General features: G+C 39.5%; 14 protein-coding genes. 12 read left to right on the plus strand and 2 right to left on the minus strand.

Annotated elements, in window-relative coordinates:
- Positions 1 to 26 precede the first annotated feature (26 nt).
- The gene (gene pheA, locus V2145_RS01480; protein WP_094911764.1) at positions 27 to 896 is read left to right on the plus strand and encodes a prephenate dehydratase; all 870 of its coding nucleotides are present in this window, start codon (positions 27 to 29) and stop codon (positions 894 to 896) included.
- 16 nt (positions 897 to 912) lie between these two features.
- Here pheA and V2145_RS01485 read toward each other — a convergent pair whose 3' ends face one another.
- Positions 913 to 1,458, minus strand: a complete 546-nt coding sequence (locus tag V2145_RS01485) for a transcription repressor NadR (RefSeq protein ID WP_094911762.1) — start codon at positions 1,456 to 1,458, stop codon at positions 913 to 915.
- Between the two features lie 4 nt (positions 1,459 to 1,462).
- The gene (locus V2145_RS01490; RefSeq protein WP_094911761.1) at positions 1,463 to 2,599 is read right to left on the minus strand and encodes an IscS subfamily cysteine desulfurase; all 1,137 of its coding nucleotides are present in this window, start codon (positions 2,597 to 2,599) and stop codon (positions 1,463 to 1,465) included.
- 137 nt (positions 2,600 to 2,736) lie between these two features.
- Here V2145_RS01490 and nadB point away from each other — a divergent pair, with 137 nt between their 5' ends.
- The 11 genes from nadB (at position 2,737) to queA (ending at position 13,496) form a co-directional block, all read left to right on the plus strand.
- Positions 2,737 to 4,272 (plus strand): L-aspartate oxidase, encoded by a 1,536-nt coding sequence (nadB, locus tag V2145_RS01495; RefSeq protein WP_311856552.1) that lies wholly within the window; start codon positions 2,737 to 2,739, stop codon positions 4,270 to 4,272.
- Positions 4,273 to 4,307: 35 nt separating this feature from the next.
- Positions 4,308 to 5,159: a carboxylating nicotinate-nucleotide diphosphorylase gene (gene nadC / locus V2145_RS01500; RefSeq protein ID WP_131888337.1), complete on the plus strand. Its 852-nt coding sequence runs from the start codon at positions 4,308 to 4,310 to the stop codon at positions 5,157 to 5,159.
- Positions 5,146 to 6,246: a quinolinate synthase NadA gene (gene nadA, locus V2145_RS01505; RefSeq protein WP_210609472.1), complete on the plus strand. Its 1,101-nt coding sequence runs from the start codon at positions 5,146 to 5,148 to the stop codon at positions 6,244 to 6,246. Before nadC ends, nadA begins: the two co-directional genes overlap by 14 nt.
- 208 nt (positions 6,247 to 6,454) lie before the next feature.
- Positions 6,455 to 7,762, plus strand: coding sequence for a SafA/ExsA family spore coat assembly protein (safA, locus tag V2145_RS01510; RefSeq protein WP_311856556.1), 1,308 nt, complete (start codon positions 6,455 to 6,457; stop codon positions 7,760 to 7,762).
- A gap of 64 nt (positions 7,763 to 7,826) precedes the next feature.
- Complete coding sequence (locus tag V2145_RS01515) at positions 7,827 to 8,726, plus strand: phosphotransferase (RefSeq protein ID WP_311856557.1); 900 nt, start codon at positions 7,827 to 7,829, stop codon at positions 8,724 to 8,726.
- A gap of 97 nt (positions 8,727 to 8,823) precedes the next feature.
- Positions 8,824 to 9,549, plus strand: a complete 726-nt coding sequence (locus tag V2145_RS01520) for a YhcN/YlaJ family sporulation lipoprotein (RefSeq protein WP_247600448.1) — start codon at positions 8,824 to 8,826, stop codon at positions 9,547 to 9,549.
- A gap of 289 nt (positions 9,550 to 9,838) precedes the next feature.
- Complete coding sequence (locus V2145_RS01525; protein ID WP_094911754.1) at positions 9,839 to 10,345, plus strand: BofC C-terminal domain-containing protein; 507 nt, start codon at positions 9,839 to 9,841, stop codon at positions 10,343 to 10,345.
- 268 nt (positions 10,346 to 10,613) lie between these two features.
- A complete protein-coding gene (gene ruvA, locus V2145_RS01530) occupies positions 10,614 to 11,222 on the plus strand; it encodes a Holliday junction branch migration protein RuvA (RefSeq protein ID WP_094911752.1) in 609 nt (202 codons plus the stop codon).
- Between the two features lie 19 nt (positions 11,223 to 11,241).
- Entirely contained in the window at positions 11,242 to 12,243 is a 1,002-nt protein-coding gene (gene ruvB / locus V2145_RS01535) for a Holliday junction branch migration DNA helicase RuvB (protein WP_094911750.1), read from the plus strand.
- Positions 12,240 to 12,440 carry a DUF2905 domain-containing protein gene (locus V2145_RS01540; RefSeq protein ID WP_094911749.1) on the plus strand — a complete coding sequence of 67 codons (201 nt, stop codon included), beginning with the start codon at positions 12,240 to 12,242 and terminating at the stop codon, positions 12,438 to 12,440. Before ruvB ends, V2145_RS01540 begins: the two co-directional genes overlap by 4 nt.
- A 27-nt stretch (positions 12,441 to 12,467) precedes the next feature.
- The gene (gene queA, locus V2145_RS01545; RefSeq protein WP_094911748.1) at positions 12,468 to 13,496 is read left to right on the plus strand and encodes a tRNA preQ1(34) S-adenosylmethionine ribosyltransferase-isomerase QueA; all 1,029 of its coding nucleotides are present in this window, start codon (positions 12,468 to 12,470) and stop codon (positions 13,494 to 13,496) included.
- Positions 13,497 to 13,499 lie beyond the last annotated feature (3 nt).

Below are 13,499 nucleotides of genomic sequence, written 5' to 3' on the forward strand. Positions count from 1 at the left end.
AGCAGACATAGACAGGAGAGAGAAGAATCGTGGGGAAAGTAGGATATTTAGGACCAAAAGCAACATTTACACATGTAGCAGTTCAAGAAGTGTTTTCAGAATATGAGCAGATTCCCTTTAAGACTATTCCATCTTGTATTGATGCGGTGTATAACGAAGACGTAGAGTATGGAATCGTTCCGCTTGAAAATGCATTAGAAGGTTCCGTTAATTTAACACTTGATTATTTAATTCATGAGCATCGCCTTCCCGTGGTAGGTGAGATTGTTTTACCGATTCGTCAGCATTTAATGGTTCATCCTAATCATGCAGACAAATGGGAAGAGGTTAAGACTGTGTATTCACATCCTCATGCCATTGCGCAGTGTCATAAGTTTTTGTACGGTAGCTTGGGACATGTTCCGGTGGAAGAAATGACATCAACAGCATTTGCTGCAAAGTACGTTAGCGAGAACCCAGAAGAAGTAGTCGGTGCAATTGCCAACGGATTAGCTGCTAAGGAGTATGGGCTTCATATTGCACGCCCCAATATTCATGATTATGATCATAATACGACTCGTTTCGTCGTGCTCCATAAAGACCGAACTCGCGCTGTGCCATTTGAGCAAGAGAATGGCTACAAAACGACTTTAATGATTACATTACCATCGGATCAAGCTGGAGCACTGCATCAAGTACTGTCTGCATTTGCATGGCGTAAGTTGAATTTATCTAAAATTGAATCAAGACCAATGAAGACAGGACTAGGAAATTACTTCTTTATTGTCGATATTGAACAAGAAATGGACGAGGTGCTAATACCAAGCGCTATTGCTGAACTTGAAGCACTTGGATGTAAGGTAGCTATTCTAGGAAGCTACCCACATACGTTACTCGACCGAAAAATCCCGCTATAAAATATAGCGGGATTTTTTATTCACTCTTTAATAAGTAGCCAGCTTGCTCAAGTGCTTCGCAGGCTGCATCAAGCTTCTGAATAGTGTCAGCTTCAAGTGTATGAAGGTGAGTACCTTCTGTTAATTGCGACAGATACGTTGCATTTGTTTGGTTAATCTTTTGTAAAAAGGCTTCTACATCTTTACGAGTTTGAACCATCATTGAAGCCGTGAGTTCTCCGTACACGGGATGTTCAATGGTTACGTCTTTTACGCATACTCCATGATCTACAATCATAAACAGCTCTTTTTCCGTATCTTCAGGTGCATGATGACAAGCAATAATTCGTTGCTGAGAGGATGCCTGGTTAGGAGATTGCATATAAATATAGCCTTGGCTTGTAGCTAGAATGGGTTCATTACGGGCCTTTAAGAGCGAGATATCTTGCACAATTACCTGTCTGCTTACCTTTGTTCTCTTTGATAGTTCACTGCCCGTCATAGGCTGTTGCTCAGTTTTTAACCATTGTAAAATGAGCTCTCGTCGCTCTTCACCTAAAACTTTGCGTTGATTTTCTGACATGCTTTTACCGCTCCTTCATAATCTCTTTATGTAATAAATGAAGCACCTTCATTAGTTCATCCAAATCTTCCGTAGTTGTATGCAAACTAAAGGAAATACGAATAAAATTTTTGGCTTGCTCGGGGCTTTTTCCAATAGCTAGTAACGAACGAAGAGGGGCTTGTTTATGAACTGTACAAGCACTGCCGGTTGCTACTGCGATATTGTGACGATTACATTGTAACATAACATACTGACCTTGTACGTTGCGGAACGTTAGTCCAATGATGCCTGGAAAATGAGCGGGACTATTTGCTTCCATCTGAACAAACCCTTGTAAGCCCTCAATTTGTGTAAGTAAATACGATTTTAAGTTCTCAAAGTGGTTGTAAGATTTTTTTAACTGGTTATGGGCATGTTCTGCAGCTGTCGCAAAGGCTACAATCCCTGGGACATTCATAGTACCTCTATCGTGTTCTGTAACTAAATTAATTAGGTTAGAAATGCTTTTACCAGAGGCTGGGCGAATGTAAACAAATCCAACTCCTTTAGGACCATATAATTTATGACTCGCTACAGATAGACTATCAATGCTTGCTTTTTCAACGTCAATTGGTATTTTTCCAAATGACTGCACGCAGTCACAGTGAAACCAAATACCGTGTTCTTTTAGCAACTGTCCAATAGCTTGGATTGGCTGAATGGACCCAAGCTCGTGATTGACATGCTGAATGGCTACAAGAACCGTATCTTCTTGAATTGCTTGTTTCAAAGCTTCTATTGATACAACGCCAGCTTTATTAACCGGTAGATAAGTAATGGTGTAACCAACTTTTTGAGAAGAAGAAAGCGCTCGTAAGACCGAAGCATGCTCTAACGAAGTCGTTATAATATGTTTTCCTCTATGTTCCGTACGCTGAAGAAGAGATTGAATAGCCAGCATATTGGACTCTGTTCCTCCGCTTGTAAAGTGTATACCTTGCGTATCTCCATTTATAAAAGAAGCGAGCTTGTGTCGACATAAAGAAAGCAAGTCCCCTGCTTGAGTACCAATCGTATGTAGACTGTTCGCGTTTCCATAATAAGATATGGCAGCTGTGTTATATGCTTCGATTGATTCCTTACTCATAGGCGTGGTTGCCGCATAATCAAGATAAACCATAGCTTTCCCTCTTTTCTTAAAAATAAAAAATATCTTGTCTTTTATTTAATAATATGTAAATATAGGTGTCAAGACACATGTAAAGTTAATGTCTTATTTTTTGTTTTGAAAATGAACAGAAGTATAAGAGGTGAAGCATGCATAAGACGGACGTATTAATTATTGGGAGTGGATTGGCAGCTTTAGCTACGGCTTATGCTTTGTATCCATATAAAAAAGTCACGATGGTAACAAAGGGGCGTATAGAAGAAAACAATTCTATATTGGCACAGGGAGGAATTGCAGCGGCAGTAGGAAACCATGATGGCTGGCAAGAGCATGCTTATGATACGTTAGCAGCTGGAAGTAGCCACTGCATTGAAGAAACAGTACATATACTGGCTAAAGAAGGTGTTAGCTGCGTATGGGACTTTATCGCTGATGGAATGAAGTTTGATCAGTTGAAAAATGGAGATTTTCATTTTGGTCGAGAAGGAGCTCATCGATTAAATCGAATCTTGCATGCAGGAGGAGATAAAACGGGTGCTTTGCTATTTTCATTTTTAAAGAAGCGAGTATTACCTCATGTTGAAATCATAGAGCATCAAGTCATTCAGAAGCTAATTTGTGACGACAGAGGCTGCATTGGAGCCATTGGAGAAGGAAGAAGAGGACAGATGCAAGCGTATTTGGCAGAGCACGTTGTAGTGGCTACTGGCGGAATTGGCGGCTTGTATCAGTATACATCCAATCATGTTCATGCCACTGGAGAAGGGGTGATGCTGGCTTATGATGCAGGAGCAGAACTTGAAGATTTAGAATTTATTCAGTTTCACCCTACGCTATTGCGAAAGGGGAATCATGCAGTTGGATTGGTATCAGAGGCTGTGCGTGGTGAAGGTGGTGTGCTCGTAACTGAAGATGGAGAGTACTTCATGAAAGGAATTCAGCCGTTTGAAGACCTATCTTCACGAGATATTGTAGCCAGAGCAGTTTTTGAACAAATGCAAAGAGGAAAAGACGTCTTTTTAGATATTAGTGAGGTAGAAAAGTTTAATGAGCGCTTTCCAACAATAAAAGCTCTTTGTCAAAAAGCAAATATTGACCTTTCTCAAAAAAGAATACCAGTCATACCGGGAGCCCACTTTTTGATGGGGGGAATAAAGGTTAACGAGCATGGAGAAACGACTATTCCTTATCTTTATGCTGTAGGAGAAGTAGCTTGTACAGGGGTGCATGGTGCAAATCGTTTAGCAAGCAACTCGTTGTTAGAGTGTATCGTATTCGGTAGACGAGTAGGGGAACATATCCTATCAACAGAAAGTCGTCAAGTCATAGACTATAAAGTAGACGAGCAAGTTTCAAGGTTTGAGGAATCTTTCACTATGAACCAAGTAGATATTCAAGCGGTTATGATGCAGCACGTAGGGATAATTAGAAATGCAGCTGGTCTACAGGAGGCAATAAATTGGTTTGAACATGAGCTGAATTTGTTAAGGCTTAAAGTCGTAACTTCATATTCAAAGCAACAAAGACAGCGAATGGCAATGCTAAAGCTTGGAAAGCTTATAGCATCTTCAGCGATAAATCGATGTGAAAGCAGAGGCGCTCACTATCGATCTGATTTCCCATATAAGGAACATAGTTGGGAGAAACAAAAGATTATTCATTCTTTAGAGGGTGTACTGGCTTAAATATGCATAATTAATGACAGAAAAGAGGGGATTTTGTGAATGCATTAAAGATTAAAACACTACTTCATCAATTTTTCATTGAAGATATTGGAGATCAAGATTTGACGAGTGAAGCCATTTTTTCACGTCACGAAACGGGATACGCTGAAATTGTTGCTAAGCAAAGTGGGATCTTTGTGGGTGATAGTATTATTGCAGAAGGCTTTTACCTAATAAATCAACAAGCGGAAGTTCAGCTGTATAAAAGAGACGGGGAACATGTTAAAGCTGGGGATATCATTGCAAAGGTTCATGGACCGATCCAAGCAATTTTAACAGGAGAGCGCGTTATTTTAAATCTTATTCAACGCATGAGTGGTATTGCAACAATGACTTTTCAAGCGAGAAAAATGATGGAAGGTACGCACACACAGATTTGTGATACGCGTAAAACGACGCCTGGACTTCGAGGGTTAGAGAAGTATGCTGTTCGCATGGGAGGCGGAGTAAATCATCGGTTTGGCCTATACGACGGAGTCATGTTAAAAGACAATCATATTGCGTATGCAGGTTCTATTAAAAAAGCTGTTTTAAAAGTGAAAGAATCTGTTGGACCAATGGTAAAGATAGAAGTTGAGATAGAGACCCTTGAACAGCTAAAAGAAGCGGTGGAAGCAGATGTAGATGTTATTATGTTTGATAACTGCCGTCCACAAACAATTAAGGAATGGATTTCCCTTGTACCAAATCATATCATGACAGAAGCTTCTGGTGGGATGACGTTAAATAACATAGCTTCGTATAAAGACACGGGTGTAGATTATATTTCCTTAGGAGCTCTAACCCACTCTGTGCAGTCGCTTGATATTAGTTTAAACGTGGAGGAAATGAACCATGAACTTGTTTGAAACATTAAAGACTCAGACACTACCCCTTGAATATTCAACGATGTCAGATGAAGAGATGAAAAAAAGAATTAGAGTCATTAAGCAAAGGCTTGGTGATCAGCTTTACATATTAGGGCATCATTATCAAAAGGACGAAGTTTATGAGTTTGCAGATGCGGTAGGAGATTCCTTGCAGCTATCTCAAATGGCCGCAGCAAATAAAAAAGCTGCTTACATCGTATTCTGTGGTGTTCATTTTATGGCCGAAACGGCGGATATTCTAACAACGAGTAATCAACGAGTTGTATTACCTGATATGAGAGCAGGATGTTCTATGGCTGATATGGCCGACATTCAACAAACTGAAAAAGCATGGCCGATTTTGCAATCTCTGTTTGGAGACACAATTGTACCGCTTACGTATGTTAATTCTACTGCGGCGATTAAGGCATTTGTTGGTAAATATCATGGTGCAACCGTGACGTCATCTAATGCAAAAGAAGTGGTTCAGTGGGCGTTTACTAAAAAGCAGCGTATTTTATTTTTACCAGATCAGCATTTAGGGAGAAATACAGCTTATGAACTAGGTGTACCTCTTGATGAAATGGCTATTTGGGATCCAATTGAAAATGAGCTCGTTTTTGATGGTGACATAGAAAACGTAAAAATCATCCTGTGGAAGGGACACTGCTCTGTTCATGAAAATTTTACAGTGAAAAATATTGAATATGTACGTAAAACGCATCCAAACATGAATATTATCGTTCATCCAGAGTGTACGCATGATGTTGTACAGCAGTCTGACTATGCTGGTTCAACCAAATATATTATTGATACGATTAAACAAGCACCAGCAGGGTCAGAGTGGGCAATTGGAACGGAAATGAACTTGGTTAACAGACTGATTCATACTCATGAGGATAAGAAAGTTATTTCATTAAATCCTTATATGTGTCCATGTTTAACAATGAATCGTATTGACCTTCCACACTTGCTTTGGTCTTTAGAAATGATTGATAAGGGAATGCCAATTAATGAGATTAAAGTGGAGTCTGAAGTAGCTGTGCTGGCTCAAAAAGCACTTAACAACATGCTTGCAATGACTTAAAGATACGAAAATAAATGAGAATTGAAAAACAAGCATAAAAAAGATCCTTTCACATACATTTGTGGTGATGGATCTTTTTTTTATAAAAAAATCCAAACTTTTAAGCATCAAGAATAAAATACTTGTTCAAGGCATATGTTGTGATGAACAAACAGAACTTGCTTTGATTCCGCACATATAGATGAAATATACTCGACTCGGGAGGGGAATGACGTTGAAAATCCATATTGTCCAAAAAGGGGATACCCTTTGGAAAATCGCTCAAAAATATGGCGCAAACTTTGAAGAGCTTAAAAAAATGAACTCACAATTAAGCAATCCAGACATGATTATGCCTGGAATGAAAATTAAAGTACCAACTGGCGGAGTACCTGTGACGAATGAAGGTAACTCATTAGGGATTAAAGAAATGCCTAAAGTCCAGCATCCATATAGTGACCAATCAACGAAAGCTTATCCGGTAACTGAAATAGATAGTGAACCATCGCCAACTCCGAGCATGCAACCAATGAAAAAAGAGATGCCAATTGCTCCGCCACCAAAAAAGGAAGCACCAGTAGCGCCGGTAGCACCAGTAGCGCCAAAGAAAGAAATGCCGAAAAAAGAAGCACCAAAGAAAGAAGTGCCAAAGAAAGAAATGCCGAAAAAAGAAGCACCGAAAAAAGAAATGCCTAAAATGCCAAAGCTTCCAAAGATTCAGCCAATCGCTCCTGAAATTGACATTAATAATTACTATACGTTAAACATGGCGATGCAGCAGCCGAAAAAAGAAGAACCAAAAGTAGAAGCGGTTGTAGAGTCGCCTGAAAGTCCAGAGATGGAAAGTATAGAAGCACCAGTTCAACAGCCTTGTTATCCAATTGTACCAATTTCTCCAGTCATGCCTGGATGTGGATTTCATTATATGCCGTGTTATCCACCACCAATGCCGCCAGCATATCCAGCATACCCAGCATATCCACAGCAATGGCAGATGCCGCAGGTACAAGGAGAAATGGAATCGGCAGAATCAATGGAAAACAACCAAATGGTAGCTGGCCAAATGCAGTATCCAAATGCACCAATGCATGCTGGGAATGCGCCAATGCATGCTGCGAATGCGCCATTTTATCCAGTGATGAATCCGTATATGCCATGTGGTCCTGTTCAATGCTCGCCTTGCCCACCACCTTGGGGGTACCAGCAACCAGCGTATCCAATGTATCCATCGATGCCTCAGGTACAGGGGGAAATGATGGAATCTCCAGAGATGGAAAACAATAGTGTAATGGGCATGCAGATGCCATATCAGCCACCGCAAGAAGACTGTGGATGTGGATCTCCTCAGCCCATGCCATACGGACATCAACAGATGCCATACGGATATCAACAGATACCATATGGGTACCAAGATCAGCGCTTGGCACCTTATCCAGACCCGTATGGACCCCCATTTGGTATGATAGGGGCACCTCCATATCCAGCAGTTGATCCAAATTTATTTAATATACCTGATTATGAAGAAGATGAAGATTAATAACGGCAGAGGCGATGACTCTATACATCGCCTCTTTTTTTATTTAGTAGAAAAAGGAGTTCACGTGAAGCAATACTATATAAAAAAGCCACATGTCTTTTATCTACACACGAATCAAGGGATGAAAATAATAAAGAAGTATCGTTATGAAGGCACAATCAATCGTACGTTTCAATTTATTCAAGCACTTAACGAGTACGGATTTAACGCTGCCGTTAATTTTGAACCATTTCCAAATGGAGAGCTTGTAATTAAAGCGAGAGAAGGTGTTTGGGGAATTATGCCTTACCTCCAAACAAAGTCATTAGCTTCGTATGAACAATCAAATCATCGAAAGGGAGTTATTGAGCTACTACATGCTTATCATAAAGCCGCATCACTTGCGTGGTATGATGTAAAAGACATATTTCCAACGTATGAACTTACTCATGTTTGGCAAAAGCGACTTGCTCGTTTTATTCATCACAAAAAACTTATTGAGTCCATCATTGGAAAAAGAACGTATAAAGTTATTGAAGATTTATGCCAAAACAGCTTAATTGCTATGCACAAGTACGAAAGCGAAGAGCAAAAGCATACGCAAACAATCATCCATGGGGATACGGCTTCTCATAATTTTTTAAGGGGAATTAACAACGAGTATTATTTAATCGATTTTGATTGTGCAGCTCAATCTACACTTTTTACAGATTATATTCAATTAGCTCAGCGTTTTTTATTACAGGAAAACTTTTCAATTGAAAAGTTACTAAAGGAAAGAGGAATGACACATCTTTTCGATTCGCCTTATGTTATTGCTGCCCTGTGCTTTCCAGCTATGATTTTGTTGCCTTGGTACACGTGTTTAACAAACATACCCTCCTCATATAGAGAGCTTATTCAGCTAAAAAAATGGACTGAAAAGCAGATTATAAAAGCTGAGTTAACAAATAGGGAGATATTGCGTATATTCCCTAATATCTAAAGAGTTTACCGCTAACTGACAGCATAAATTATGCTCAACTTTAAGACCCTAATGATGAGTCCGCTATAAGGTGGCTCATTTAAAGGGGGAGTTTCGATTGAACAAGTATATTATTTCATCATTAGCAGCAGGTTGTATGTTTGGTTTAACGGCTTGTACAAGTGATCAGGGCATGGAACAGCGTTATAACGACAATACTGAACCTGTTGGTTACTATACAAGTGAAAACGAAAATGAGCATCGTCTTGATCAAGGAAAAGGTCCTGTAACTGATATGTTAGATGGTGACGACGAAAACAACAATAGACGAACGGCTCCGTTAAACGTAACGGATGGGCGTTACGATAGCCCAACTAATTCGTATCAAAATCCATCTACAAATAAAAATGGTTTTTATAGCAATGCTAACATCGGTGACAGTGACATGAATTATCACGGTCATCTCAATGGTAGAAATAACCTCACGCAAACAAATACAAATGCTTATCCAGCAGATTTAACTGAGAAAGTAGCAGACAAAGCAGCTGGTGTAAACGGCGTGAAAGACTGTAGAGCAGTAGTTGATGATAACCGCATGTTAGTAGCTGTCGATCCATCTAACAGCAATGTAAACGAAGAAGAGCTTAAAAAGGCTGTACAAAAAGAAGTAAAGCCTTTAGCGAAAAAGTATGACCTTCAAGTTGAAGTAGATAACGGAATGTTCAATAGCGTACGTAATGTTGATAATGACATTCGTAACGGTGTAGATAATGGAATTATTCGTACAAACATCAACAGTTTGTATGAATCCATTGATGAGAATGTTAATCGTAAAAACCGCTAAGTAAAAAAGAACTGGGACTCAGTATTCCAGCTAACGAGATATCCGAACGACCGGGAGCTAACTCACCATCGTTCGGATATTTTTTTGCTTGCAAACCGAGTTGAAAAGCTAAATCTTGTAGAAGAGCCCTGACTTTCCTTTGAGAATGGCTTATTTAGTTTTATCATAGCTTCTCTTTGTGTATTTAAGGAAATGGATAAAAAAAGAAAGAAAGGAAAAGATATAAATAGAAATTCTTCTTTCAGTCATCTTTATGAAGTGACAAATTACATGTGTGAGGTGATGATGGATGAAACGAACCATTCATCAAATAATCATTGTATGTACCATCAGCAGCTTTTTAGTAAGCTTAGCTGGAGTAGTGGAAGCTAAGCGCCCGATGACTATTTTCTTGGAGCGTACGTATGTAGATGGAGTTATTAGTCAAGAGGTCGTAAATTCCCCGTACATGACAAAAGAAGAAGTAGTAAATGCTTATTCTACGTGGAGAGTAATTAAAGCATCAAACGAAGAGGTGGTACTGAGAAAGGCGGTTGACGATATTTCTCCAATGCTTAAAGAAAATGGCTACGTTGGCTTATCAGTTAATGGAGTATTATCTACGTTTGAAGGGAAACCTGTAAATTCTACAAATATTATTCAATCTTTCTTTCAGATTGATGTAGAAAAATTAGAGAGTTATCAAGAAGAGCGGCTAAAAGACGGGATTCGTGTTCAAACGAAAGATGACTATGTATCCTTGATGAATTTTTATAAAATGTACGAGCTTAATTCGCGGCCTACTTCTATCAAGTAGCCGCTTTTTGTTATGTTCTAACTAGCAGTAAGAACTTGAAAGCAGATTTCTTTTTATTTCTACGTCAAATTCCTTCTATTCACTTTTAGGGTTGTGTTAAAATAATAGTCAGCGCTATACGTTCGACAGAGTATGAACAGAAATTATGGAATTAAAACTATCATGGCTTCTTAGTTGGAAGATAGATGAATGAACTGGGCAGTGTTCTCTACTTGATGATAACAAGGAGGGTAGACTGCCTTCGTTCATGTGAGAGGGAGAGAGTTAGTTGATTGATTATATCAGAGGTGTGATTACATATATTAATCCAGAGTACGTTGTCATAGAAAATCAAGGAATGGGCTATCAGGTATTTACACCAAATCCTTATGTATTTTCTGTTGATAATGAAGAGAAAATTATTTATACGTATCAATATGTGCGAGAGGATATCTTAGCACTGTACGGCTTTAATTCTCGTGAACAAAAAGAACTATTTATGAAATTAATTAGCGTGTCAGGTATTGGACCAAAAGGTGCGTTGGCGATTCTAGCATCAGGTAACCCTTCTCAAGTGGTGCAGGCTATTGAAGAGGAAAATGAAAAGTTTTTAGTGAAGTTTCCGGGAGTAGGAAAAAAAACAGCTCGTCAAATGATTTTGGACTTGAAAGGAAAGCTTCATGACATCGTACCGGATGCAGTGCCATCACTATTTGCTGATATGGACGAACAAGAAGTTAAATCACAAAGCTCAGAAGCTTTAGACGAGGCTATTGAGGCACTAAAAGTCCTTGGATATGCAGAGCGAGAGATTAACAAGGTAGTTCCAGCCTTAATGCAGCAGTCGATGACGACGGATCAATATATTAAGGAAGCATTGAAGCGTTTGCTTAAGTAACGAATGAAGGAGGAATATGATGGACGATCGTATTGTGACAGGCGATGCACTTAGCGAAGAAGAAGTGTTAGAGCAAAGTCTTAGACCTCAATTTCTACAACAGTATATTGGTCAGCATAAAGTAAAGAGTCACTTAGATATCTTTATTAAAGCCGCTAAAATGCGAAGTGAAACGTTGGATCATGTACTGCTATATGGGCCTCCTGGCTTAGGAAAAACAACGTTGGCGACCATTATTGCCAATGAGATGGGCGTGCAAATTCGCACAACTTCAGGTCCAGCCATTGAACGTCCTGGAGATTTAGCTGCTGTACTAACAAGCTTAGAGCCAGGCGATGTGTTATTTATTGATGAAATTCATCGTCTTAATCGATCGGTTGAAGAGGTCCTTTATCCTGCAATGGAGGATTTTTGTCTAGATATTGTGATTGGGAAAGGCCCGAGTGCTCGCTCCGTACGGTTAGATTTGCCTCCCTTTACGCTTGTGGGAGCGACAACGAGAGCTGGTTTGCTTTCATCACCACTGCGAGATCGGTTTGGGGTTTTAAGCCGCTTGGAATATTACCAAGAAGAAGACTTAGCATCTATCGTAGAGCGTACAGCTTCCATCTTAAATGTAGGCATTGATACGCAAGCTACGCATGAAATTGCCAGGAGGGCTCGTGGGACCCCAAGGATTGCTAATCGTCTTTTAAGACGCGTTCGTGATTTTGCACAGGTAAAAGGTGATGGTGAAATTACCGTTCAACTTGCTACAGAAGCTTTAGAGATGCTGCAAGTTGACCGTTTAGGGTTGGATCATATTGACCATAAATTATTAAGAGGGATTATTGAAAAATTTCGTGGAGGTCCAGTTGGATTAGATACAATTTCTGCTACCATTGGCGAAGAATCACACACAATTGAAGATGTATATGAACCATACTTACTTCAAATTGGCTTCTTACAAAGAACGCCTAGAGGACGAATCGTAACGTCGCTTGTGTATGATCATTTTCAAATGGAGGTGCCAGAGAAGTGAACGAGCTCCCTAAATTAATAATGATTATGGGCGGTATTTTACTATTGGTCGGTTTTTTGCTACAATTTATCGGCAAACTTCCTGGTGATATTTTAATTAAAAAAGGAAATACAACCTTTTATTTTCCAATCGTGACTTCGATTATTATTAGCGTTTTATTGTCGCTTATTTTCTTTTTTATTGGTCGATTTAAATAATTATTTTAGTAGGAACAGGTGAATGAAATGAAAGTAGATTTGTTTGATTTCCATTTACCAGAGGAATTGATTGCACAAACGCCGCTTGAAAAGCGTGATGCATCAAGACTTATGGTAGTAAACAAAGAAACAGGTGAAGTACGTCATCATATGTTTCATGACCTTCTTGATTATTTACAAGAAGGTGATTGTCTTGTATTGAACGATACGCGTGTGTTACCAGCCCGTTTATTTGGAACAAAAGAAGATACGGGAGCTAATATTGAAGTTCTGCTTTTAAAACAAACAGAAGGTGACATGTGGGAAACGCTTGTAAAGCCTGCAAAGCGCGTTAAAGAAGGAACTATTATCTCGTTTGGGGATGGCCGCTTAACAGCCGTTTGTAAAGGTGTAAGTAATCAGGGGGGAAGACTGCTTGAATTCCAGTATGACGGAATCTTCTATGAAGTATTGGAACAGCTTGGTGAGATGCCGCTGCCGCCTTATATCAAAGAACGCCTTGATGACCGTGAACGCTATCAAACTGTGTTCGCACGTGAACAAGGTTCAGCTGCAGCACCAACAGCAGGACTTCATTTCACGGAAGAAATGCTGGAAGAAATTAAAGCGAAAGGTGTGCATATTGCCTTTTTAACACTGCACGTTGGCCTAGGAACATTCAGACCCGTCAGCGTAGATGATTTAGAAGAGCATGATATGCATGCGGAATACTATCAAGTGAGTGAAGAAACAGCTTCATTGCTGAATTCAGTACGTAAACAAGGTGGGCGAATTATTTCTGTTGGGACCACGTCTACACGTACGCTTGAAACAATTGCAACTGAACACGATGGTGTGTTTAAAGCTTCATCGGGCTGGACGAGCATCTTTATTTTCCCTGGATACGAATTTAAAGCGATTGATGGTATGATTACAAATTTCCATTTGCCGAAGTCAACCCTTATTATGCTTGTTAGCGCGTTAGCTGGACGTGAGCATATCATCGGCGCATATGAAACAGCGGTAAAAGAAAAGTATCGATTCTTTAGTTTTGGCGATGCCATGCTAATCTTGTAATTT

This window comes from Priestia sp. GS2, assembly GCF_036409025.1.
In the GTDB taxonomy this organism is placed as follows: domain Bacteria; phylum Bacillota; class Bacilli; order Bacillales; family Bacillaceae_H; genus Priestia; species Priestia aryabhattai_A.